The organism is Pseudoalteromonas sp. NZS11, assembly GCF_015864765.1.
Lineage (GTDB): Bacteria > Pseudomonadota > Gammaproteobacteria > Enterobacterales > Alteromonadaceae > Pseudoalteromonas > Pseudoalteromonas arctica.
On the sequence record NZ_JADYWP010000002.1, the window covers coordinates 431,701 to 457,086 of the forward strand.

The window sequence follows — 25,386 nt, forward strand, 5'->3', positions numbered from 1 at the left end:
CCACATAAGGGGCAGTAACACATGGGCTAAAATCCGAGCGAAGCGACAGAGCCCATGTGTTACTGTCCCAGCGAGCCTGCGAGCGGCTTAATGTGATTGTTAGGTGCGTGCTCATTTAAACTGCATTTTGTTTCTTACTAGTTGAAATATACATGCACCAGTTAATGCCGCATACACCCCCAAAATAAAGTAAAACATGTTTGGGCTGGTTTCTAGAGAATAGTCCTCGCCACCTTTAGGGGAGACTTGCCCAGTAAATAGGCCATGAATAAATAAAAAGATGAAAAACAGACCACAAGAAACCAAAAGAACCTTGTCGGATTTTGAGTTTTTCTTCATAAACGGTTTCATCCAAATTAAACTTGAGAAGCTTAAGTAAAGCTTGATTCAGCTGACTTTCGCTAGTAGCACCTAACACTTTAGTATTTATGCGACACGCAGTTTGTGTTGCATAATCGCTTGTTGGACTGAGGCGCTACCTGCTCGGTGTATAGAGTTGGTGTTGTTTATGCTATGGGAATTTGCTTTTTAGAGGCTCTAGCTAAATCAGCTAATTTAATAAGCTTACCTATTATAATTTAAGCTTTCCCTGCATTGCTCAGCGTTTACTATCTATTCATTAAACCTAATGTTTAACCGTTAAGCAAGGATATTTTTCTCACGCACAGCCGCGACTAGCCTGAGCAGTTAAGCAGGTTAACTTATTGATTTGATGCAGCAAGCAAGGCTGCTAACTCGTTCGCGCTATTTTATTTGTTGCCCCATCTAAATTCATCACACCAATAAATCGTAAGGTACCCGTCTTGCATGACTGGCAAGACCAATGGGGTATTAATCGTTCTTGCTCTACCTTCGGTTTCACCGCTTTGCATGAGGTTGCGGATACTTGAGCCTTTATTAACCCTAACTTTCGCTTGCGACACGCATTAGCTAAAAAGCCATAGTGGCGAATGCGCATAAACCCTTTGGGCAAGACATGTTGTAAGTAGCGCCGTAAAAATTCATCACAGCTCAGTGTCATGACCTTATTCCGGTTATTATCTTTATAATCGCGGTATTTAAAGCTCACTGTTTCTTCAGTCGCTGACACTAATCGCGATTCTGACATCACGCCTCTTCGGGTATAACGTGCAAGGTAACTGACTAACTTTTCACTGTACGTTAAACAGGCTTTGCTATACACGCACCATTTGGTTGGTGTGCTTACCTTCGCGAATGAACTATCGCATTCATTGAGCGCCGCGAGCATCTTCCCTCTAAACACTGTAGATAGCGCTTTTACGGGGTATAAATAACCTTTTCCTATTTCATGCCAGTGTGCTTTATGTAGCGCCCCTGCGGGTATCAAACAATGCAAGTGGATATGCTGACTTAAGTTCTGCCCCCATGTATGCAGTACGCTTGTCATGCCTAATTGGCCATGCCTCTTTCGTTTCGCAAATTTGCTCAGCGTTTGCCATGCGGCTTTAAATAAACAGTGGTACAACGCACTTGGGTTGTAGTGAGCAATGATATTCAACTCATGCGGGAGCGTAAAAACAAGGTGGAAATACCGACATGGTAATAAATCCTCTTGCTGTTTTTGCACCCACTTAGCCGTGGCCATACCTTGGCAACGTGGACAATGGCGGTCTCGACAACTACATCCAACCTTTTGTAACTCACCACAGCTATCACATTCCCATGCTTGGTAACCGAGCTGACCCGCTCTGCATGATTGCAGGTGCTGACAAACACGCAGTTGTTGATAGCTCATCGTATGATGTTGCCGATAATTCTCAAGATTTGAATTTAAAATATCAGCGAGGTGCAAGCCGCTCATTGGTTTCCCCAACCTGCAAGCAAATCAATGCCGCCATGCCCTAATTCCGGTAACCAGTGTAAGTAACTTTGCGTGGTTTTAATGTCACTATGACCAAGTTGATGTTGCAATTGATGAAGTGGCATACCTGATTCAAGTTGATGTGTTGCATAAGCATGGCGTAAAGCATGAGGATTACAGTGCGCTAAACCACATGCCCGTGCATGTTTTTTTAATGGCTTCCTGAAGGTCGATGCTGACATCGGTTTATCCATTAACCATCGCGAGTAAAACATCCAACTCGTTGGGTGATACATTTTCCAGTAACAACGTAATTGATTCAGCACGCTATTTGATACAACTACGTAACGTGACTTATCTCCTTTACCATGTTCAATTAAAATGGTTTTACGCTGTCCATCGATGTCTTGCACTTTAATGCGCAGCAGTTCGCCAATACGCAAACCACAGCCATAACACACCACTATCAATGTTTTTAAACGCATATCCGTGCAACTTTCTATAAGCCGCTGCATATCATCACGTGATGAATACGTGGGTGCGCGTAATTTTGCTTTTGGCAAGGCTATGTCTAAGTTCAGTGGGCGATGTAAAATATTCTTAAACAGAAACCAAATGCTGTTTATTTGTATTTTTTGACTCGCTCTGGAGAGCTTTCGAATAGCGGGATCGTTAAAAAAGGCGTTAAGTTCGTCATCAGTAATCGAATCGAGTGGTTTATTAAAATAATGACTGAGTTTTAGTAAATATTCACAGTAGCTTTTACAGGTACTTTGCGAATAACCACGATAGGCTATTTCAGTTTTGACTTGTTCAATGAGTGGATTCATTACTTACCTCCAAATATGGGATAACCCCAAGGTAAGTGTGGCTCAAATGGTCAGAATAGGATCTCCGCGTAGCGGCTTAGTTCAACACTTTAGTATTTATGCGACACGCAGTTTGTGTTGCATAATCGCTTGTTGGACTGAGGCGCTACCTGCTCGGTGTGTCAGAGTTGGTGTTGTTTATGCTATGGGAATTTGCTTTTTAGAGGCTCTAGCTAAATCAGCTAATTTAATAAGCTTACCTATTATAATTTAAGCTTTCCCTGCATTGCTCAGCGTTTATTATCTATTCATTAAACCGAATGTTTAACCGTTAAGCAAGGATATTTTTCGCTCGCACAGTCGCTATTAGCCTGAGCAATTAAGCAGGTTAACTTATTGATTTGATGCAGCAAGCAAGGCTGCTAACTCGTTCGCGCTATTTTATTTGTCGCCTCATCTAAATTCATCACACCAATAAATCGTAAGGTACCCGTCTTGCATGACTGGCAAGACCAATGGGGTATTAATCGTTCTTGCTCTACCTTCGGCTTCACCGCTTTGCATGGGGTTGCTGATACTTGAGCCTTTATTAACCCTAACTTTCGCTTGCGACATGCATTAGCTAAAAAGCCATAGTGGCGAATGCGCATAAACCCTTTGGGCAATACATGTTGTAAGTAGCGCCGTAAAAATTCATCACAACTCAGAGTCATGACTTTATCGCGGTTGTTATCTGCATAATCGCGGTATTTAAAGCTCACTGTTTCTTCAGTCGCTGACACTAATCGCGATTCTGACATCACGCCTTTTCGGGTATAACGAGCAAGGTAACTAACTAGCTTTTCACTGTACGTTAAACAGGCTTTGCTATACACGCACCATTTGGTTGGCGTGCTTACCTTCGCGAATGAACTATCGCATTCATTGAGCGCCGCGAGCATTTTCCCTCTAAACACTGTTGATAATGCTTTAACGGGGTATAAATAGCCTTTTTCTATTTCATGCCAGTGCGCTTTATCAAGCGCGCCTGCGGGTATCAAGCAATGCAGGTGAATATGCTGACTTAAGTTCTGCCCCCACGTATGCAGTACGCTTGTCATGCCTAACTGGCCATGCCTCTTTCGTTTCGCAAATTTACACAGCGTTTGCCATGCGGCTTTAAATAAACAGTGATATAACGCGTTTGGGTTGTAGTGCGCAATGATATTTAACTCATGCGGGAGCGTAAAAACAAGGTGGAAATACCGACACGGTAATAAATCTTCCTGCTGTTTTTGCACCCATTTAGCCGTAGCCATCCCTTGGCAACGTGGGCAATGACGGTCTCGACAACTACACCCAATTTGTTGTACTTCACTACAGTTATCACATTGCCATGCTTGATAACCGAGCTGCCCCGTTCTGCATGATTGAAGGTGTTGGCAGACCCGTAACTGTTGATAACTCATTATGTGGTGCTGCCGATAATTCCCAAGGCCAGAATTTAAAATATCAGCGAGGTGCAAGCCGCTCATTGGTTCCCCCAACTTGCGAGTAAATCAATGCCACCATGCCCTAATTCAGGTAACCAGTGTAAGTAACTTTGCGTGGTTCTAATGTCACTATGACCAAGCTGATGTTGAAGTTGATGAAGCGGCATCCCTAACTCAAGTTGATGTGTTGCATAAGCATGGCGTAATACATGTGGATTACAGTGCTTTAAACCACACATTTGTGCATGTTTTTTCAATGCCTTTCTGAAGCTTGAGGGTGACATAGGTTTATCCATTAACCATCGTGAATAAAACATCCAGCCCGTTGGGTGATACATTTTCCAATAGCAACGTAATTGATTTAGCACGCTATCTGATACAACAACATAGCGTGACTTATCTCCTTTACCATGTTCAATTAAAATGGTTTTACGCTGTCCATCGATGTCTTGCACTTTGATGCGCAGCAGTTCGCCAATACGCAAACCACATCCATAACACACCACTATCAATGTTTTTAAGCGCATATCCGTGCAACTTTCTATAAGTCGTCGAATATCATCACGCGATAAATAAGTAGGTGCCCGAGGTTTTGCTTTAGGCAAGGCTATGTCTAAGTTCAGTGGGCGGTGTAAAATATTCTTAAACAAAAACCAAATGCTGTTTATTTGTATTTTTTGACTCGCTCTGGAGAGCTTGCGAATGGCGGGATCTTTAAAAAAGATATTCAGCTCATCATCAGTAATTAAATCGAGTGGTTTATTAAAATAATGGCTGAGTTTAAGTAAATGCTCGCAGTAACTTTTACAGGTACTTTGTGAATAACCACGGTAGGCTATTTCAGTTTTGACTTGTTCAATGAGTGTATTCATGACTTACCTCCAAATATGGGATAACCCCAAGGTAAGTGTGGCTCAAATGGTCAGAATAGGATCTCCGCGTAGCGGCTTAGTTCAACAATTTAATAGTGCGCTCATCGCGCATATTTCTGCCAACGATACGCTCATGTTTTTTATAAATCTTTTTTACCAAATAACTTAATACATTGCTATATATAATTTTTTATTAGTACTCAAACTCTCAATAAAAGACAAAATGCGCTCGCCGCTCATTTTCTTGAATATGTGTGCATCACAACTATGCTGTATATAAAAACAGCACTATTATTGGTAATAGTATGAAAACACGTTCCCCATTTTTAAATTACATAGCTGAATATATGCTAGTTCGTCAATATTCATTACGCACCATCGATACCTACCTAAGATGGATTGCATCTTATATCCATTTTCATAATAAACGCCATCCCGCCTCAATGGGGGACAATGAAGTCGAACGCTACTTAGAACATTTAGTGTTAAAGCAAAACGTTGCACCACGTACGCAAGCTACCGCACTCAATTCATTGTCATTTTTATACAAGCACATAATAAAAAAAGAACTCTCATTAAATTTAAATTTTGCCCGTAGTAAAAAACAAGCAAAGCTCCCTGTAGTGATGACCCCAGAGGAAGTTAAAATGTTGATGGCTCATTTAAATAAGCGCTATTATTTAATTGCAGCCCTAATGTATGGAAGTGGCTTAAGAGTAATGGAAGCGGTGCAATTAAGGGTGAAAGATATTGATTTTGATTATAAATGCATTCAAGTATGGAATGGAAAAGGTAATAAACACCGCATTGTTACGCTGGCCACAGAGCTAATTCCTATGCTGAGAAATCAAATTTTGAACGTTGATGACTATTTAAAACTGGATTTAAATAATACGGAATATTCTGGCGTATGGATGCCATATGCTTTAACAAAAAAATATCCAAGTGCCGCAAAATCGCTTGCGTGGCAGTATTTATTTCCTTCTCATATATTAAGTTCAGATCCTCAAAGTGGTGAAATAAGACGACATCATTTTCATCACTCTTGTATTAGAAAAGAGGTTAAAAAAGCCGTCCAAAAATCAGGGTTAACAAAAATAATAACACCTCATACATTAAGACACTCTTTTGCTACTCATCTACTGCAAAATGGCGCCGATATAAGAACTGTTCAAGCTCAGCTTGGCCATTCTGATGTTAAAACCACACAAATTTATACTCATGTATTGCAGCAAGGTGCTAACGGGGTTGTTAGCCCTTTTTCAAGATTATAAGCGTCTCTTTTTAATACTCTACAGATACATATTCACTTTCAAACCAATACCGTCATCTATTTCCATTTTAAACCAATACCGTCATCTATTTCCATTTTAAACCAATACCGTCATCTATTTCCATTTTAAAAACATAAAAAAAGCCCCGCTTGTTTTTACACAAGCGGGGCTCCACACTAATACTTTTCAAGAATAAAAGCGCCGATACTGCGGGCGCTTTGCATCATTGAATTTAATTTTATTGATTAACTACACTTTTAAGCGGATTAATCGGCTGTGCGTTATCGTCTAGTAGATTCATATCAAAATCGAACTCATCTACACGAATCGCTTTTTCACGTTTGATGTTGTAATCAATTAACTGAACGTGTTCAGCTTGCGTGATTACGTTTGCCGCTAGTGCGTTATCAAGCGTGATGTTAAAGCGTATACCTGGTTTAATTACTTTAGCACGTAGTGCTTTTTTAACTTTAGCCAGCTCGCCAAGTGATGCCATTTTAGCTTTGTAAGCTTGCTCATTAATATGATGACCATCGCCTACTACTGGTTTAACTAAATGCGTAATTTGCGCTTTAAATGCGGTATCTAGCTGAGCTTGCTTAGCTAGTTCGCGGATTAAATCATCGCTAATTTTTGGCATTTTAGTTGAGTAGTTCATTGTAATGAAACGAATAAACTTACGTGTACCACTTGCAGGGAAGTTATCTAAAAACTTATGCAATGCTTCTTCAGCACTTTGTAGTGCAAAACGAGTCGCGTAATGGAAATACGGCGCTGCTTGCTCACGGTCACTACTTGATACTTTTTGCTCGTAGTATTTAATTGATGCCATAGCTGCATATAAGAAGCTCATTACATCGCCTAAACGTGCCGATAGCATTTCTGCTTGTTTTAACTTACCGCCAAGTACAAGTAACGAAAAGTCTGCGTACACTGCAAGTTTTGCAGATAATTTATGTACTGCTTTTTCATAGTCGCGTACTTCTGGTAATTCAGAATTAGCACTTGCTGTAAATGGTAAAACACCAAGGCGAAAAGCACGTAAGCTGTTTGCTGTGCTGTAACCAATTGTTTTACGCAAAATGCCGTTAAATTCTTTATCTGCGCCTTTGTCTTCGCTGTGAATTGACTCAACCATAGATTGTAAATATGGGTGACAACGCATAACACCTTGACCAAATATCATCAGGTTACGTGTAAGAATGTTCGCGCCTTCTACCGTAATGGCAATCGGCTGAGCAACATAACCACTTGCTAATGTATTTTGTGGACCATTTTGAATCGCTTTACCCGCTTGAATATCCATTGCTGAATCAAGCACGTCGCGACCAAGCTCTGTCATGTGGTATTTAGCGATTGCAGTTACTACTGATGGTTTTAAGCCCATGCCTAAGCCTTCAGTTGTAAGTACGCGCATTGCTTCTTGTAGGTATGTTTTACCTGCAATGTCAGCTAGTTTTTCTTGAATACCTTCAAACTGGCCAATGGCTAAACCAAACTGTTCACGCACTGCTGCGTATTCAGATGCTGATTTAAATGCAACTTGTGCTGTACTAACACCTAGCGCAGGTAATGAAATACCACGGCCAGCACCTAAACAGCTAACCAGCATTTGCCAACCACGGCCGATATTTTTCTGTCCACCAATAACAAAATCCATTGGTACAAATACTTTGTTACCACGTGTAGTACCGTTGTAAAAACGAATACCCATTGGGTCGTGACGATTACCAAGCTCTACACCTGGGTGCTCTTTTGGAATAAGTGCACAGGTAATACCTAAGCTTTCTTTACCACCTAATAAACCATCAGGGTCCATTACTTTAAAAGCTAAACCAAGTACGGTAGCAATAGGTGCAAGCGTTATGTAGCGCTTGTCCCATGTGATCTCAAGGCCAAGTACTTCTTCGCCTTTATACATGCCTTTAGTAACTGTACCAATGTCTGGAATGCCACCTGCATCAGAACCCGCTTCTGGGCTTGTTAATGCAAAACATGGAATGTCTGTACCATTTGCTAGGCGTGGTAAGTAATGTGCTTGTTGCTCTTGCGTACCAAAGTGAAGTAATAATTCACCTGGGCCTAACGAGTTAGGAACCATTACGGTTACCGCAACTGCTGAGCTTTTAGTCGCAATTGTGCCAACAATAGTAGAGTTTGCATAAGGGCTAAACTCTAAACCACCAAATGACTTAGGAATGATAAGCGAGAAAAAACGCTCTTTTTTCAAAAATTCTAAGATGTCATTTGGTAAATGAATGCCGTTTTGAATCACTGAATCGTCAATCATGCCCAGTAGTTCTTTTACTGGACCGTCTAAGAATGCTTGCTCGTCTGCGCTTAATGTAGCAGCAGGTACGTCGCGAAGTGCACTGAAATCAGGTTTACCTTGGTAGATAGAACCTTCAAGCCATACATCACCCGCGTCTAGCGCTTCTTGTTCTGTTATAGAAATACTTGGTAATACTTTTTTTAGTTTTGTACGTAAACTCATGATTGAACTCATCCGACCAGCTAAATAATAACTACATTACGTCATAAAAAATCGTTTAGATCAATTACTCTATTCAATTAATTAACAGTTTTTTCAATTTATTTTCTTTACCTGAACGTAAACTGTTGAAACACAAAGGCTTACAGTTGTACGCTGAAAAAAAGTATTTTAGCTAAAATGATGAATAAAACAGCAAAAGCTCTAGCGCTGTATCTATTTTTTGATGGGCATAAAAAAACGCAGCACAAATAGGCTACGTTTTTATTCAATTTGTAGAGGCTATATTATCAGTTAATCTAGCTAAAACTACCTAAATTTAAATCAGATTGTATAAGCGCTTCACTTAGCAACTTTAACAACTTGCTTGCCGGTAAAACCACCAGCAAGTTGTTTATTAAGCGCTTGCGATACTGACTCAGCACTAAAATCTACGGGCGTTATTTCTGGGTGTTTAATGTCGCCACTAACAGCGCCTTCAAGTAACAGGTTGCCCATAAAACTCAAACGTTGTTGTGCACATAAACTATTAGCAAGCCATGCTCCACCAATCGATACAACGCTAATATTGGGCGCTCGGTGATACATTAAGTCTTGATCAAAACAAGGTAGCGGATTTAAGCAGGCAATACGTCCGCAAAAACGCATTAACTCAATATTACGCTGAGTACACTCACCACCAATCGTATCAATAACCGCATCAAAGCCTTGTGGGCCAAGTTCTCTGCGGATTTTTTCGCATAGCTTTTTATCGCTATAGTCAAAAACCACATCAGCGCCTAGCTGCTTAACCAACTTATGGTTACGCTTTGATGCCGTGGTAAATACATCTGCACCACGCTGCTTTGCATATTGAATAGCAAACTGCCCTACCGCTCCGGCTCCGCCTTCAATAAAAATAGTATCGCCTTCACTAATGCCTATTTTATCTAAGCTAATAAGTGCTGCCATACCGGCGCATGGAAGTGTTGCTGCAATGGCCGGATTTAAACCGCTTGGCACAACCGACACTGCAAAGTTAGGTACCTTGGTGTATTCGCTCAAAGCACCTTGCTCACCAATGTTGGCATGCCACATAACGCGCTGGCCAACATTTGGAAACACACCTTTATTAGCTTTAACCACAACACCTACGGCATCTAAGCCTAAAATGTGTGGATACTGCCATTTACAAAAGCCTGTTTTAGCAAATTGACCATCAACTGGATTTAAACCAACGTACTCTACTTTTACAAGCAGCTCGTTATCTGCACAAATAGGAACAGGCAGCTCAGCATCCGCTAAGTCAATTGCTTCATTTGGTTCTGGCAGTACAATAGCGCGCATTGTTTGCGGGATAATGTATTCATGTAAATTTTCAGTATTTGGCATCAATATAACTCTACTTATTAGTGTCGTTTAACGCATAACTCCATTGGCCATTAAATGACTGGTAAGCATTTACTTTGGCAAGCAGTGAAGAAATTGTTGTTTCAACAGCATTTTCTTGTGCTATTAAAACATCCTGGCGCGCATCTAACAACTCAAGGTAAGGAATTTGACCTTCTTCGTACATTGCTTGTGCTTGTAAAAATGCTTTATTAGCAAAGTCATAGCGCTCATCGGCAAAGCGTTTTTGCTGTGCTTGATTGACCAACAATTGCAGTGAAAGTTCACTTTCACTTAGTGCAGTTAATACCACTTGTTGATAATCGCTGTAAGCGGCTTCACTTAAAAACTGCTGCGCGTCGCGCTGTGCTAATAATGCTGGGTAGCTTAATAACGACCATTGCAATTGCGGCGCTACTTGCCACTGTTGGTCGGTATTTTTTAAGCCTGTGCTATCTATACTCACAACCCCTGCAAATGCAGATAAGCTAATATCGGGTAATAACGCTTTGCTAGCTGCAACACTTAAACTATTTGCTTGGCTAAAATCAAACAATGCACGGCTAATATCTGGACGTAAGGCAATGGCATTATTAGCGTTTTTTAGTGCTACGCTAAAGTCACGTTCAAGCACACCTTGCTCGTTTTCAATAGCAATATTTTGCGCTAACTTACCGCTTAGTACTGCAAGAGCAGATAAATCGCTGTATTTTGCATACTCAATGGCAGGCATTAGTGCTTGTTGCTGCCTAAGCTGCGCCATCGTACGGTTTAAATCAAGTTCGTTTGCGACGCCTTCGTCAACACGGGCTTGAAGAACGTCAATACTTTGCTCAAGCGCTTCAATTTGAAGCGTAACAATGTGTTGTTTTTCAACATTGCCTTGATAACTTACAAAGCCTTTAACAACTGACGAAACAACTTCAATTTGCAGTAAACGTACTTGCTCTGCTTGGCTCATGGCTGATGCATTTGCAGCATCAACCAACGCTGTTATGCGACCAAATAAATCTAGCTGCCAATCAAGAGCAACGTTTGCACTTGATTGGCGGTCAAACACGCCTGGTGCATCGCTTCGAGCTGCGCCAACATTTACGCCACCTTGCGGAAGGTACTGGGCTTTTTGCTCTCCTAATCGCGCTAATGCACTTTTAAGTGTTAACTGGCTTGTTTGCAAATTATAGTTATTTGCAAGCGCACCAGTAACAAGCTCATTTAGTTGATCAGAATTAAGCTTTTTCCACCAGTTTGTCTCATCAGCAACGCTAACGTTACTAGCAATATTAGCTTTAGCAACAAATTCGTTAACGGCTTTTTGCTCGCTCATGGTGTCTATTTTACTCGCACACCCGGCTAAAAACGCAGCGACTAATACTGCACTGGCAGTCAGACTTGTTTTAAGTCTTTTTTGCATTAATTTAGTCATGAGTATTCTCCTGCGCTTTCTCTTTTTTGTTAGTCACTAACATATAAAATACTGGCGTGAATAACAGACCAAACACGGTTACGCCTATCATCCCTGAGAATACTGCGTTACCCATTGCGTGTCGCATTTCGGCGCCCGCACCGGTGGCAAGTACTAACGGTACAACACCTGCTGTAAATGCAATTGAGGTCATTAATATTGGGCGCAAGCGCATACGACATGCCTCAAGTATTGCCTCTAAGTGCGATAAGCCTGAGTCGTGTCTATCTTTTGCAAACTCAACCATCAATATTGCATTTTTAGAAGCCAACGCGACCAGTACTATTAACGCTATTTGGGTGAATATGTTGTTGTCAGAGCCGACAAACCACACACCTAACAAGGCTGAGAAAATAGTCATTGGTACAATTAATATAATTGCCAGTGGTAAACGTAAGCTCTCGTACTGCGCTGCAAGTACCATAAATACAAGTAATACAACTAACGGGAATACATAAACCATGGTGTTACCGGCAAGTACTTGTTGGTACGTTACTTCAGTCCACTCATATTCAATACCTGTTGGTAGTGTGTCTGCGAGTACTTTTTCAATAGCAACTTGTGCTTGATCAGAACTATAACCTGGCGCTGGGCTACCATTTAACTCTGCACTTGGATAACCGTTGTAATGCATAACACGGTCAGGACCAATTGTTGGTGTTACTGTTAATACTGAGCCTAGTGGCACCATATTACCTGAGCGGTTACGTACTTTTAAATTAAGTATTTGATCAGGGTCTAAGCGGTAGTCAGCATCGGCCTGTGCATTTACTTGGTACGTACGACCAAACATATTAAAGTCATTTACGTACACAGAGCCTAAGTAAATTTGCAGGGCATTAAATACTTCATCAAGTGGAATACCTTGAATAAGCGCTTGCTCACGGTCAATATCAATATCCATTTGTGGAACTTGGATACGGAAACTTGAGTACAGGCCCATTAATGCTGGGTCTTGTTGCGCTTTAGTAATTACGGCTTGCAGACTATTAAATAGTGCTTCAAATCCTTTATTAGCTCTGTCCTCTATTTGCAGTTTAAAACCACCGGTAGTGCCTAAACCTTGAATTGGCGGCGGTGGAAATACCGCTACAAATGCCTCATCAATGGCGGCAAAACGTTTATTCAACTGCGCCGCTATCGCCATCGCTGATTGGCTTGGGTCGGTACGTTTATCAAAGCTCTCAAGTGGTGTAAATACAATGCCGCTGTTAGGGCTATTTGTAAAACCGTTCACTGATAAGCCAGGAAAAGCAACAGTATGTGCAACGCCTGGTACTTCTAATGCAATTTGCTGCATTTGAGCAAGTACGTCTTCAGTACGATCAAGGCTTGATGCGTCAGGTAACTGCGCAATAGCCACTAAATACTGTTTATCTTGCTGTGGAATAAAGCCACCTGGTACGGTATCAAATAACTTAATTGTGCCGCCAACAAGTGCAATGTAAGCCACCATTACAACAACGGTCATACGAATTAGTTTTTGTACCAGTTTTTCGTAACCTTTAGCACCACGATTAAATACGCGGTTAAATGGTTTAAACAACCAACGACCAAACAATTTATTAAGTAAACGCGTAAATGCATCTGGTTTTGCATCATGCGATTTTAATAACAATGCAGCAAGCGCAGGCGATAACGTTAGTGAGTTAAACGCTGAGATAATAGTCGAAATTGTAATTGTAAGTGCAAATTGCTTATAAAATTGACCTGATAAACCGGTAATAAACGCAGTAGGAATAAATACAGCACTTAGTACTAGCGCAATGGCAATAATAGGGCCTGTTACTTCACTCATTGCAACGCGGGTTGCTTCAAGTGGCGATAAGCCTTTTTCAATATTACGCTCTACGTTTTCAACAACTACAATCGCATCATCTACAACAATACCTATGGCCAATACTAAGCCAAACAACGACAAGGTATTAATTGAGACACCTAACCACTGCATTACGGCAAACGTACCAATGAGTGAAATAGGCACAGCAATTAGCGGAATAATTGATGCACGCCACGTTTGTAAAAATACAATAACAACAATAACTACCAGTACAATTGCTTCAAGCAACGTTGCAATTACCGCGTCAATTGAGCCACGAACAAATACCGTAGGGTCGTACACAATGTCGTATTCAACACCGGTAGGGAAATCTTTAGATAAGCGCGCCATTGTTTCGCGTACTTGATCGGAAAGCTCAATAGCGTTTGAACCTGGACGTTGAAATATTGGCATTGCAAGTGCTGGTTGGTTATCAAGCTCAGCACGCAGTGCGTAAGTGTCTTGGCCTAAATCAACACGGGCTATATCAGATAAACGCGTTAACTGACCTTCGTCGCCTACTTTAATAATAACTTGTTCAAATTCTTCAATACTGTTTAAACGACCTTTAACGTTTAACAATATTTGAAATTGACTGTCGTTTGAAATTGGTTGTGCACCTAAGCTACCTGCAGCAACTTGCTGGTTTTGCGAGCGAAGCGCTGTTACTACATCTGTTGCTGTTAATTCGCGTGCAGCAAGTGCATCTGGGTTTAGCCATACTCGCATTGAGTATTTGCCAGCACCAAACATGCGAATATCACCTACGCCCGGTAAACGCGCAATTTCATCTTTAATGTTTAAATCAGCATAGTTAGATAAGTAAGCTGTGTCGTGCGTTTTTTCAGGTGAGTATAAATGCACTACCATGGTTAAATCTGGTGATGACTTTTCAGCCACAACACCTAAGCGTTGTACTTCTTCTGGCAAACGCGGAAGTGCACTGTTTACACGGTTTTGTACTTGTACTTGAGCACGGTCTAAATCGGTACCTAATGCAAAGGTTACCGTTAGTGTCATGCGTCCATCACTGGTACCTTGCGAAAACATATATAACATGTTTTCAGTGCCGTTAATTTCTTGCTCCAGCGGTGTTGCCACTGTTTGCGCAATAACGGTAGGGTTAGCACCCGGGTAGTTAGCGGTAACAACAACTGTTGGAGGAACTACTTCTGGGTATTCACTTACTGGTAATTGGAATAGTGATATACCACCAGCAATTAAAATAACCAATGACAGCATGGCCGCAAATATTGGACGCTGTATAAAGAAATGCGAGAATTTCATCAATAAACCTTATTGCTTAGCCACAAGTTGTGCGTTGTCATTTAATAATGTAAATGCCACACCACTTGTATCAATTGTTACTGTTTGCGGAGAGATTGGCATACCAGGGCCTACGCGAGCTGGGCCATTTACAGCAATAACATCACCTTCGTTAAGGCCCGATGTAACCGCACGTAATGCACCGTAACGCTCACCAGTAGTGATAAGTTTGTATTCAAGTACGTTGTTTTCGCCAACCGTTAATACAAAACGATTTTTTAAGTCGGTACCAATTGCACGTTCTGGGATAATAATCGCGTCGCTAATAGAGTTGGCTGCAAGCTTAATACGTGCAAACGAGCCTGCGCGTAATTGGTTGCTGTCTTCATTAAATACCGCACGTACGCGTAATGTACCTGTTGATGAATTAATTTGGTTATCAATAAAGTTAATGTAGCCTTTGTATGCAAAATCGCTTTGACCCACTTTTTGCATTACAACAGTTTGGTGGCTCGCAGCAGTAACATCATTAAAAGAGCTATTCCATGTGCGTTCATCAACATCAAAATAAGCATACATAGCTTGGTTTGAAACAATTGACGTTAATACGCTTTGACCCGCAAGTATGTTATTACCTTTGGTAATATTCGCGCGAGAAATAATGCCATCAATTGGTGATACTACTGACGTAAACTCTAAATCAAGCTCTGCTGAAGTAAGTTGTGCTTGAAGTGCAGAAAGCTGTGCTTCGCGTTGGCGTAGTGTTGAAGTACGCGCTTGTGCTTGCTCAGTTGAGATTGCCTTACGGTCTAATAAGCGTACCGCACGTTTGTCTTCACTTTTAGCTTGTTCAAGTGCGGCTTCTGCGCTATTGATTTGTGCTTTTAAGCTTGCAACAACCGCTGCAAATGGGCGAGCATCTAATTGAAATAAAACATCGCCTTCTTTAACCACGTCGCCTTCTTTAAATTCAATGCTATCGATGATTCCCGATACACGCGGCATTAAGGCAACTTCTTGTGGAGACTCTAAACGAGTTGTATATGTGTGCCAGCTTTGTACCGGCTTAACAAGCACCTGTGCTACATCAATTGGTTGAAGTTGCTGTGCAGGTGCTGATTGAGCTGTGCTCTCATCAGCACAACCCGCAAGTGTTAAAGATGCCGCAGTAAGTGCAGCAGCAATTAGATGTTTGTTCATGAAGACGCTCCATTGTTGATTAGCCTCGCATAATACGGATTAAACCCGTGTGTAAAAACCATAGATTTTTAAATTCATTAATGCCAAAATGGCATCAATAGATTAGTTAAGGTGTAATAATGGATACAACAAGTCGACTTTTAATGTTACTTGAAGTGGTTGAGCAAGGCTCTTTTGCTAAAGCTGCAGAAATACGCAACATAGATCGCTCTGTTATATCTAAACAAATTAGCCGTTTAGAGGATGAGTTAGGCGTTAGGTTACTTAACCGAACCACGCGTTCATTTTCGCTTACAGCGGCAGGCGCCGAAATGATCAAAAAAGCAGCTGAGCTTAGAGAGCTGCTCGGCGAAACCGTACGCATGGCTGAAAACTACCATTTAGAACCGCGTGGCGTATTAAAAATCACTTCATCAACACTTATTGGTCGTCGTTATTTACAACCTGTACTTAATGATTTTCAAAAACGCTTTCCTCAAGTAGAAGTTGAACTGCGTTTAGACGATAGATTAGTAGATATAGTCTCTGAAGGATTTGATTTGGCTTTTCGTGTAGGTGAGCCTAAAGATTCGTCACTTATTGCACGTAAAATAGCGCGTAACCGATTATTAATTTTAGCTGCACCGCAGTTTATTGAAACTTACGGTATGCCAAAAACAATCGAAGAGTTAGCGCAATTACCAGCAGCAAGCTATGCCAGTAATTCTATTCGAGTAGAAACCATAGATTATTACGATAGTAAGGGTGAACGCTGCGAGCAAAAAATAAAAAGTGTGTTTCGTGCTAATGATGCCGAGTCATTGTTAATGAAAACATTATCGGGAACAACTTACTTTGTTGCCCCTGCATTTATTATTGGTGATGAAATAATACAAGGTAAGCTAGTGCCTTTATTGACCGATGTAAAACTGATGGAGTTTAGTGCGATGTATGCCGTATATCCGCACCGAGATTTACCAGTGAGGACCCGGTTGTTTTTTGATGCTGTACGCGAGCATTTAGGAAAAGATAAACCGATTTGGGAAAACGGGATCCCCAATTTTGAGCAAATGTATTAAGTAACCCTGCTTAAGCAACTACCGTTTCATAGTCATGTTCTTTTTTAAACTTACAGTACACTTTATTGCGGCCAAATTGTTTTGCTTTGTATAACTGTTTATCTGCTTGGTTTACAAAGCTTTCCAATGAATTAGTACTTTTAAATTTTGCCACACCAATACTGGTTGTAACATTAATTGCAAGGCCGTCAATGTCAAATGTGGTATTTTCAAAGCGTGCTCTTATTTGTTCAGCGGTATTAAGTGCAGCCTCTTCATTTGCAAAAGAGCTAAATAAAGCAAACTCTTCACCGCCTACTCTAAATACATACCCTCTACCAAGCACAACTCTTAGTAAAGTGGCCACTTCGATAAGTACTTGGTCACCGACACCATGGCCATGCTCATCATTTATCTGCTTAAAAAAGTCTAAATCGAGTAAAAACAAATATAACTGTGACTTATCTTGTAGTTCTACTTCAAAGTAGTGGTTCATTGAAAGGCGATTGCCTGCACCCGTTAATGGGTCAAGTAACGCTAAATTTTTAAGTCGCCTTGAAAAGTGTGAACGACTTCCTTCAAAAACGTGAGAAATCGCCCAAATACTTAAATAAGCACAGAGTAGATTAAGGGATAAGTTAAAAGTTTCAAAGGGGGCAAGTGTAGACTTACTCCCTAAAATAAACACTTGGATAACTAATAAATTTGCAGAGAAAATTACACCATATTGTTTACCTAATAACAGGTAGTACAAAATAGGTAATGCAAATGACCATACAAACACACCATTACGAGGCGATGCTAAGGATGTACCTAAAATAACAATTAGCGTTATAAGTACACACATTATTAGGGATTGCCAAAACTGTAGTGGACGGCGTATAAGTGAAATATAAGTAAATATACAATAAATAGAAAAACAGATTTCGATGTAGCCAAGCAATGGAAAGTTATTTACAGTTAAATTAAATCCCGCAAATCCTACCGATAAAAAACCAAAACAAAGACACATCCCTCTCAGGACGTCCTTTCTTAATGATTTAGTGCTATTAAGAGCCGCGATATCCATTCTAATCACTTAATAAAAATAAAAAGTAAGTTTAACGTGAAAATACAATTTAACAAGCTTTGTTGATATAAAACCATGTAGATACAACCAGTTATTTACATTTTAGGGATAATGTAGTGTATTTCAGAAACACGTTTGATGCTTTAATATCACTAAGTGGCTTTAACAACTAGCCACCTAACATGGATAAATTAGTAGTAATACCTGTATTACCTTGGTGTAAAAGGTGAGTTGGCTTTTTGGTTTTAATATAACGAGATAACAATGCCATTAATTCGCTGTTTGAACTGTCGTTCATATATTCTCTTAGCGAAATACCCTCTTCAGAAAACAAACACAAGTGCAGATTCCCTTTTGCTGTAACCCTTAATCGGTTACAGGTACTACAAAAGTCGTTGCTGTAAGGCATGATCAAACCAATTCTGCCTTGATAATCAGGATGAGCAAACTCTTGAGCAGGACCTGCTGATGCACTACGCGCAACTTGCTGCCAACCCGTTTGTAATAACTGAGTTTTTAAAACTTGCCCAGAAACATGGTTAGCATCAAAAAAGGCTTTGTTGTCGTTTGTTTGCATCAATTCTATAAAGCGGATGGTAACGGGACGGTGTTTAACCCAATTTAAAAATGTATCAAACTCTTTTGCGTTGTATTGCTTCATCAACACGCTATTTATTTTTACCGAATCAATACCCGTTTCAAGCGCAGTATCAATGCCTTTCATTACTGAGGTAAATTTGTCATGTCCAGTAATGGTGTTAAACATGCGTGAATCTAAACTATCAATGCTTACATTAATGGCGTTTAAGCCTGCATCTACCCAGTCATGAATATTCTTATGAAGAGAAAAACCATTGGTAGTCATTGCAATTTTTTTTATGCCCGCGACATCTTTTGCCGCGCGAACAACATCTATAAAGTCTTTTCTAAGGGTTGGCTCTCCGCCAGTGATCCTTACTTTTTCGATACCATGGTGTGCAAACGCTTTAAGCGTGTTGCTAATTTCATCAATTGTGAGAAAACCACGGTCTGGCCCGCCCTGATAACCATCTGGTAAACAATAAACACACTTAAAATTACATACATCAGTAATAGACAAACGTAAGTAACTAAACTCTCGCCCTGTTGGGTCGATTAGCATAAATAAACCTTAACTAATATCAACAAGTAATAACAACCTAATACCAATTTGCAATAATACTTAATCATTTAATTAAGCAAATTGGTATAAACAACGCTACTTATTGATACATAAATAATAATTACATAAATATATTTAATAACTTAAAGGGGCAGCATAAAGCATACCCCTTTAGTTATTTTTGTTTTACGCTTCTAAGCCTTTTTTAAGTTCGCTTGGCTTCATTGGTAGGTCACGTAAACGCACGCCTACTGCATTAAACACAGCATTACCAATAGCAGGAGCAACCCCTATAACGCCAGGTTCGCCTAAACCAACTGGAAACTCATCACTTTGTAAAAATTCAATGTCAATATCTGGCACATCTTGCATTCTTAGTGGTAAATAAGTATTAAAGTTAGTCGCTGATACTTGCCCATCTTTATACGTATTTGATTCATGCAATGCAAGGCTGCTGCCCCATAGTAACGACCCTTCAATTTGCGCCAGTGCGCCATCAGGGTGAACTATTAAGCCAGCATCTACAACAACATAGAGCTTTTTGAGCGTTATTTTACCACTATCACGGTTAACATGAACATGCGCTGCGGTTGCAAGCCATGCTGGCATGGTACGCTCTTGCCCTGAACTTACAGAAAAACCAATGCCTTCATCTTTTGCTAATTTAACAGAAGCTACTTTATCAGACACCGTTTTAAGCACATTACGTAAGCGCAGTGCTCCGCCAACGCTCTCAGGTGCTTTACCCGCTTGCTTGCCTTTACCGTCTAACATTTCAATTCTAAATTGAACTGGATCTTTACCTTGCTTATGGGCAATTTCATCAATAAACGACTCAAGGCTCCATGCAATCCAGCCAGGCCCTACTGAACGTAACCAACCAGGAGTAAAGGTGCTTTGTGCAACTTCGTTATTAATAGCGCGGGCACGATGACTGCTCATGCTGTACCAATGATCAGCGCCTGATGCCGAAAATGCATCAAATTTACCTTTGCCATCAACACCCGGTGATAAAAACCCTGGTGCCATTGCTTTAGTAGGCCAACCTGCAGCAAATGCATGCTCTAAACCAGTAAATGTACCATTTTTATCAAACGACGCTGTCATTTTTGCAGCAGATGCAGAACGAGACTGATCGAATAAACTATCGTCTGCTCGTGTAAATACCAGCTTTACTGGTTTACCTACTGCTTTTGCGGTTAGAGCTGCAGGTACAGTCCAATCACCAAATAATCGACGACCAAAACCACCACCTAAATAGTAAGGACGAATAATTACTTTGTTTTGTTCTATTTCGAGTGCTTTAGCAAGCGCAGGTAACGTAAGTGACTGCCATTGGTTACCAGTATGAATAATCCAATTTCCGTCTTTAAATTCTGCAACCGCATTTAATGGCTCTAGCTGATAATGACTTGCTGTCGCTGTGGTATACATTGATTCTAACGACTCACTGGCGTCTGCTTGGGTTTTCTTTATATCGCCTTGATCAACAAATAAAGTACCCGAGTCGCGTTGCTCGCATAATCGCTTACCTTCTTTTTGAATATCAGCTTCAGATATATTTGCTGACTCACCCTTTTTATAACTCACCTTTAAAGCATCTACTGCTTTAATGGCACTTGGGTAACTATCAGCTAATACAACAACCCAGCCTTGCACTGTGTTACTAGGGTCATTTAAAATTTCATAGCCTTTGTAACCTTTAATTGCTTTTGCTGCACTATCGTCAACGTTTGTTACTGTACTGCCATAACGGGTTGGTGGAATAACTGGTCGCGCGTACAGCATGCCTTCAACTTCTACATCTATCCCGTATACTGCGGTGCCATTTGTTTTGGCTGGTATATCAAGCGCTTTAAAGTCTTGTTTAAGCCCAGTTAAATGACGTTTATTAGCAGGTTTTAGTGGAAGGTTTGCAACTTCATCGCTGGTAAATGTACGATTAAACTCGCCTTTTTTAACTATGTCAGCGTAACTAACCGATTTTTCGCCTGCAATAATATAGCCCTTTTCAGCACTACATTTATCTGCAGGCACGCCGAGCATTTTAGCTCCAGCTTCTATTAATGCAATTCGACCCGCAGCGCCGGCTTGAGATAATGGCTTAAAGCTTTGAAATACAGACCACGAACCACCCGTTACCATAAAGCCCCATTTTTCATGGGTATCTACGTAGGTAATTGATACTTTATCCCAATCACATTCAAGCTCATCAGCCACAATGCGCGCAAGAGCAGTACCAATATGTTGACCCATTTCAGCTTTTGCAATACTTACTTCTACGGCGCCGTCGGTGCTCATAGTCCACCAAATGGTGGGTGAGAAAGCCTGTTGCGCAATTGATTCTTTTGCACTGACCGAACCCGAAAATAACGCAGGGGCAAACGCCATGACTAAACCTGCGCTAGCAGTGCCAATCATAAACGAGCGACGATTTAAATTAACGGTTTCGCTATTTTTTTGAAATAATTTTTTCATTATCGGCTCCAGTTAAGCGTCTTGTGCATTTGGATCAAATATATTTACTACACTTTGTGACTCATCTGCAGCGCGTTGAATAGCAGTTTTAATACGTTTATAAGCCATACAGCGACAGTAGTTACCATTCATATGGCTTACTATTTCTTCATCTGAAGGACTTGGATTAGCTGCCAGTAATGTAGCAGCTTGCATTATTTGTCCCGACTGACAGTAACCGCACTGTGGTACTTGCTCTTCAACCCATGCTTTTTGAAGTGGGTGTTCGTTATTAAGTCCTTCAATTGTGGTAATGTTTTTTCCTGCAATTGCGCCAATTGGTAAAACACATGAGCGAGTTGCTTGCCCATCTAAATGCACCGTACACGCACCACACATTGCAATACCGCAACCAAACTTCGTACCTTTTAATCCAATTTCATCGCGAATAACCCATAACAATGGTGTATCTTCACTTGCGTGTGATTCAACCACCTTGCCATTAATTGTAAACGTCACCATAGCTTGCCCCTTGATTAAGCTTTATAACCCGTGTTTAAATTATTTAATTTAAACACGGGTTATAACAGTTAAGATTGTTGTAACTACTAATCCATAACACATATAGTTACCGCATCAGCTACATTAACAGCTAAATACCATAACCACTGCACTAAAGCGTTAGCGCAGCTAAAACTTATTTTGCCCTACTACTATTTTTTCACTCATTTTTAGCTATAAAATTACTTAGCTGCTTTTGAGTATCTATGTCTAAACTCGCACTACGTAAACTAATTGTATTGACGACCTCACTGCTGGAGCGCAGTAATTGCTGTGCACCTCTATCTGAAGTTAAGCTTGCAAGCTGAGATAAATCAACCACTGGGAATATAGCGGGTACACCTAAACGCTCGCCATAGTTTGCGCACCAGCGCGATGGATTACGTGTAAAACCAGTAACTAGCTCACTTAAGTGCGCTACTTTTAGCTCAACCTGATCCGCGAGCATAAATAAAATCCCATCAAAGGACTTATTTTTAAACACTGTTTGAGAAGCTATCGCGATTGAATTACCTAAACCTTGGCTCCATTGCTTGTTCTCAATGAGCTCTATGTTTTTATAACCTGCCAGTGCTTGTGATACTTCTTTATGCCATGCCCCGGTAACTACATATACAGGTGTGTCATCAAGTTCTTGAAGTGTATTTACTGCATGCTCAATCATTGTTTTGCCAAACCCGATATCAGCCGTTAATTTACAGCCGTTAAAGCGAGATGATTGACCTGCGGCTAAAACAACTTTTGCAATTAGCACGCCTCTTGCCCCCAATGGCTTAGCGATTGGGCGTTTTTGTCACACAGCACTGCATGTATTTCACTGATCAGCGATAGTGCAATACTCTCTGGCGAGTCGCCGCCTAAATTTAAACCGACAGGCCCAAAAACAGGAGACTTTATTTGTGAAACACGCGTATTTGCGTGCTCTAAAACTTGTTCACGTCTGTGCTTAGGACCCAATAACCCTATGTATTTAAATGGAACATCTTTAAATTGAGCCAACGTACTGGCGTCAAGTTCAACGCTGTGAGCCATTAAAATAGCAGCATCTACTTTATTAGTTATGCAATATTCTTTTAACTCACTCGGTGTGGAGCGCAAAATAGCATCTGCATTTTTAAAATATTGCCTTTTTGCATTGGCAGCGCGTGTATCCCATACAGTTACACTCCAACCAAGTTGTTTGGCAAATGTATAAACCGGAACTGCATCGGCCCCACCACCCACTATTAATAAATGAGGCGGCGGATAAATAGAAGTTTGCAAGCACGTAGCGCCTTGTAATTCTACCAACTGCGCTTTGCGGTTCATTGATAAACCATGTAACTCATCATTTTGCGTAAATACACCACTGCCGGCTGGCAAAATGGGGCTTACTTGTTGAAGGTATCGCCCTGGTTTATTCTCATTAAGTGCTTTAGATACAAGCTCTAGCTGTAAATAGTCATTAGCTTTGTGAATGGGCTGCAGTAAAATGTGTACTATGCCCCCACAACCAATGCCAAGTTGAAATGTTAAATCGTCTTCATCGGTGGCATCATAACTAATGGTTTTACTGGTTAAAGTACTCATTACTTGTTTAGCGTGGCGCTGTATGTCAGCTTCTAAACAGCCTCCCGAAAGCATCCCCAAGCGCTCGCCTAGGCTCGAAATAAGCATCATAGCCCCTAGTTTTCTGTAGCTAGAGCCTTCAATTTTGTACAAAGTAGCTAAAACCCATTCTTGGTTGTCCCTATTGAGATACCAAGTGTTTAAGATACTTTTCAAATCTGTAACCATATATTGCCCTTTAAAAAGCATTTTTTGCGTTTAAAAACAAACCAGCCTAAACAGCTAATTTAAAACTTAATAATTCACGCACAATTTAGTTTTCTATTATATCGTTTAAGGTCTCAATTAACTCATCAAATTGATCATTAACGCTTTGGCGTTGTTTATCATTTAGAGTTAGGTTTAATTCGTAGAGTAAATTTATATATAAATTTAAGTTTGCTTCATTGCTTTTCAATAGTGCGTCGCTCATATAAAGTTCGCGCTCTTCAATAACCGTACTTAACTGATTTATAAATTCTTTTTTTGTAATTTCAGCATTTGTAAATACCTGTTTGGCTGCATTCAAACGGGTTTGCTTGTACTCTAACCACAGCGCTCCTGAGTCTTGATGTTGCTCATTAGTTGATTTAATCAGCGCTTTTTGTTGTTTATTAAGCTTGCCTATCCACTGCTCGTAGTATTCAAATTGCTCTTCTAAACGCTCACTTTTTCGCTCAAGCGGGGTTTGTTCGTTAAACTCTTCACGTTCGTCGTTAATTTTTATTTGGATATTGTCTAAAAGCTCACCTCTTTGCTCACTTGATAAGGTTGCCCCAAGCTCAGCTAAAGGCAGTTTTGCGTATCCAAGTAGGTTCTGCCAATGTTGTTTTGCAAGCACAACCTGTGTTTTTAATTGTTTAGCCTCCAATGTTTGGTTAAACAATACTTTTATATTTTGTATGTCTTGTCTGTAGGCGGGTAACTGGGTAGTTCGGTGCCAATTTTGTGTTGTTGTAATTATGTTTTTTAGCTGTGTATTTTGCTTTTTATTTAAATCAACATAATCGTCAACCCAAAATGATGAAAGCCAACTCAAATTATTGTAAGTAAAAGATGCCGAACAACTACATAAAAACAACATACTTACAGCAAGGCATATCTGTTTTAGTTTTTTTGCTTTGAAATTATTAAGCATAACCTTCTCTATTATTTAGATTGTGGCAAAGCTCAAAACTCATTTGATAATAATTATCATTTAAGTATTGACTTGCATTTAGATCTAACTGATAATCGTTCGCACAAACACAGTGTAACGACCTCAGTGCCTACGGAAGAATATTCAGCAAGGATGCTGACACATTAAAAGAAGAGCGTGCCGCTTCGTGTTATTACTTACTCGACCCAAGTAATAACATCAAATATCACATTTACTTGCTACATTGCTCATATTAGTGACGGTTAATATGACTCAAAAAAGCCCTAACGGGCTTTTTTTATTTCTTTAAATTTTCTATAAAATCTGTATCTTACACTTCTTAAACTCGTTTACTTACCTTAAAAGTCCACCGCGCTGTTATTTACATTTTATACGCACGATCTGATAAGGTATCGCCTTGCGTTTGCGCTAAAGCTGGCGTAAAACATAACAGTAGACACCCTTTTTTGCATCTATTTATAATAACCGATTTAGTCTCTACTTAAATGCATTGAGTATTAAACGTTTAAAATGCGCA

The 25,386-nt window shown here is 40.3% G+C and carries 18 protein-coding genes; 2 read left to right on the forward strand and 16 right to left on the reverse strand.

Annotated features, from left to right (window positions below):
• Positions 1-730: 730 nt before the first annotated feature.
• The 4 genes from I6E82_RS05620 to I6E82_RS05635 all read right to left on the reverse strand — a co-directional run bounded on the left by I6E82_RS05620 (position 731) and on the right by I6E82_RS05635 (position 4,975).
• Positions 731-1,822 (reverse strand): IS91 family transposase, encoded by a 1,092-nt coding sequence (locus I6E82_RS05620; protein WP_197117063.1) that lies wholly within the window; start codon positions 1,820-1,822, stop codon positions 731-733.
• Complete coding sequence (locus I6E82_RS05625; protein WP_197117064.1) at positions 1,819-2,652, reverse strand: tyrosine-type recombinase/integrase; 834 nt, start codon at positions 2,650-2,652, stop codon at positions 1,819-1,821. Before I6E82_RS05625 ends, I6E82_RS05620 begins: the two co-directional genes overlap by 4 nt.
• Positions 2,653-3,053: 401 nt before the next feature.
• Complete coding sequence (locus I6E82_RS05630) at positions 3,054-4,145, reverse strand: IS91 family transposase (RefSeq protein WP_121955469.1); 1,092 nt, start codon at positions 4,143-4,145, stop codon at positions 3,054-3,056.
• Positions 4,142-4,975, reverse strand: a complete 834-nt coding sequence (locus I6E82_RS05635) for a tyrosine-type recombinase/integrase (protein ID WP_165723097.1) — start codon at positions 4,973-4,975, stop codon at positions 4,142-4,144. The genes I6E82_RS05630 and I6E82_RS05635 overlap by 4 nt, the downstream gene beginning before the upstream one ends.
• Before the next feature lie 305 nt (positions 4,976-5,280).
• Between I6E82_RS05635 and I6E82_RS05640 the strand changes: the two genes are divergently transcribed.
• Positions 5,281-6,249: an integron integrase gene (locus I6E82_RS05640; RefSeq protein WP_197117066.1), complete on the forward strand. Its 969-nt coding sequence runs from the start codon at positions 5,281-5,283 to the stop codon at positions 6,247-6,249.
• A 238-nt stretch (positions 6,250-6,487) separates the two neighbouring features.
• Here I6E82_RS05640 and I6E82_RS05645 read toward each other — a convergent pair whose 3' ends face one another.
• The 5 genes from I6E82_RS05645 to I6E82_RS05665 form a co-directional block, all read right to left on the reverse strand.
• Positions 6,488-8,743 (reverse strand): acyl-CoA dehydrogenase, encoded by a 2,256-nt coding sequence (locus I6E82_RS05645; protein ID WP_024592148.1) that lies wholly within the window; start codon positions 8,741-8,743, stop codon positions 6,488-6,490.
• 339 nt (positions 8,744-9,082) lie between these two features.
• On the reverse strand, positions 9,083-10,111 hold the full coding sequence (locus I6E82_RS05650; protein WP_165722564.1) for a zinc-binding dehydrogenase: 1,029 nt from the start codon (positions 10,109-10,111) through the stop codon (positions 9,083-9,085).
• A gap of 10 nt (positions 10,112-10,121) precedes the next feature.
• Positions 10,122-11,534 carry a TolC family protein gene (locus I6E82_RS05655; protein WP_197117068.1) on the reverse strand — a complete coding sequence of 471 codons (1,413 nt, stop codon included), beginning with the start codon at positions 11,532-11,534 and terminating at the stop codon, positions 10,122-10,124.
• Positions 11,527-14,679, reverse strand: coding sequence for an efflux RND transporter permease subunit (locus I6E82_RS05660; RefSeq protein ID WP_007582022.1), 3,153 nt, complete (start codon positions 14,677-14,679; stop codon positions 11,527-11,529). Before I6E82_RS05660 ends, I6E82_RS05655 begins: the two co-directional genes overlap by 8 nt.
• Before the next feature lie 9 nt (positions 14,680-14,688).
• Entirely contained in the window at positions 14,689-15,858 is a 1,170-nt protein-coding gene (locus I6E82_RS05665; RefSeq protein WP_010553924.1) for an efflux RND transporter periplasmic adaptor subunit, read from the reverse strand.
• A gap of 119 nt (positions 15,859-15,977) precedes the next feature.
• Between I6E82_RS05665 and I6E82_RS05670 the strand changes: the two genes are divergently transcribed.
• Complete coding sequence (locus tag I6E82_RS05670; RefSeq protein WP_007582020.1) at positions 15,978-16,916, forward strand: LysR family transcriptional regulator; 939 nt, start codon at positions 15,978-15,980, stop codon at positions 16,914-16,916.
• 10 nt (positions 16,917-16,926) lie between these two features.
• On the opposite strand, the gene I6E82_RS05675 is transcribed toward I6E82_RS05670, so the two are convergent.
• The 7 genes from I6E82_RS05675 to I6E82_RS05705 form a co-directional block, all read right to left on the reverse strand.
• Positions 16,927-17,964 (reverse strand): GGDEF domain-containing protein, encoded by a 1,038-nt coding sequence (locus I6E82_RS05675; protein WP_024609202.1) that lies wholly within the window; start codon positions 17,962-17,964, stop codon positions 16,927-16,929.
• Between the two features lie 169 nt (positions 17,965-18,133).
• Positions 18,134-19,105 (reverse strand): GTP 3',8-cyclase MoaA, encoded by a 972-nt coding sequence (gene moaA, locus I6E82_RS05680; RefSeq protein ID WP_024593165.1) that lies wholly within the window; start codon positions 19,103-19,105, stop codon positions 18,134-18,136.
• 186 nt (positions 19,106-19,291) lie between these two features.
• Complete coding sequence (locus I6E82_RS05685) at positions 19,292-21,583, reverse strand: xanthine dehydrogenase family protein molybdopterin-binding subunit (protein WP_197117070.1); 2,292 nt, start codon at positions 21,581-21,583, stop codon at positions 19,292-19,294.
• A 12-nt stretch (positions 21,584-21,595) separates the two neighbouring features.
• Positions 21,596-22,084: a (2Fe-2S)-binding protein gene (locus I6E82_RS05690; protein WP_007582016.1), complete on the reverse strand. Its 489-nt coding sequence runs from the start codon at positions 22,082-22,084 to the stop codon at positions 21,596-21,598.
• Between the two features lie 199 nt (positions 22,085-22,283).
• A complete protein-coding gene (locus I6E82_RS05695) occupies positions 22,284-22,877 on the reverse strand; it encodes a nucleotidyltransferase family protein (protein ID WP_024593163.1) in 594 nt (197 codons plus the stop codon).
• Entirely contained in the window at positions 22,871-23,899 is a 1,029-nt protein-coding gene (locus I6E82_RS05700; protein ID WP_121955119.1) for an XdhC family protein, read from the reverse strand. Before I6E82_RS05700 ends, I6E82_RS05695 begins: the two co-directional genes overlap by 7 nt.
• Before the next feature lie 85 nt (positions 23,900-23,984).
• A complete protein-coding gene (locus I6E82_RS05705; protein ID WP_197117072.1) occupies positions 23,985-24,848 on the reverse strand; it encodes a DUF6279 family lipoprotein in 864 nt (287 codons plus the stop codon).
• Between the last annotated feature and the right edge of the window lie 538 nt (positions 24,849-25,386).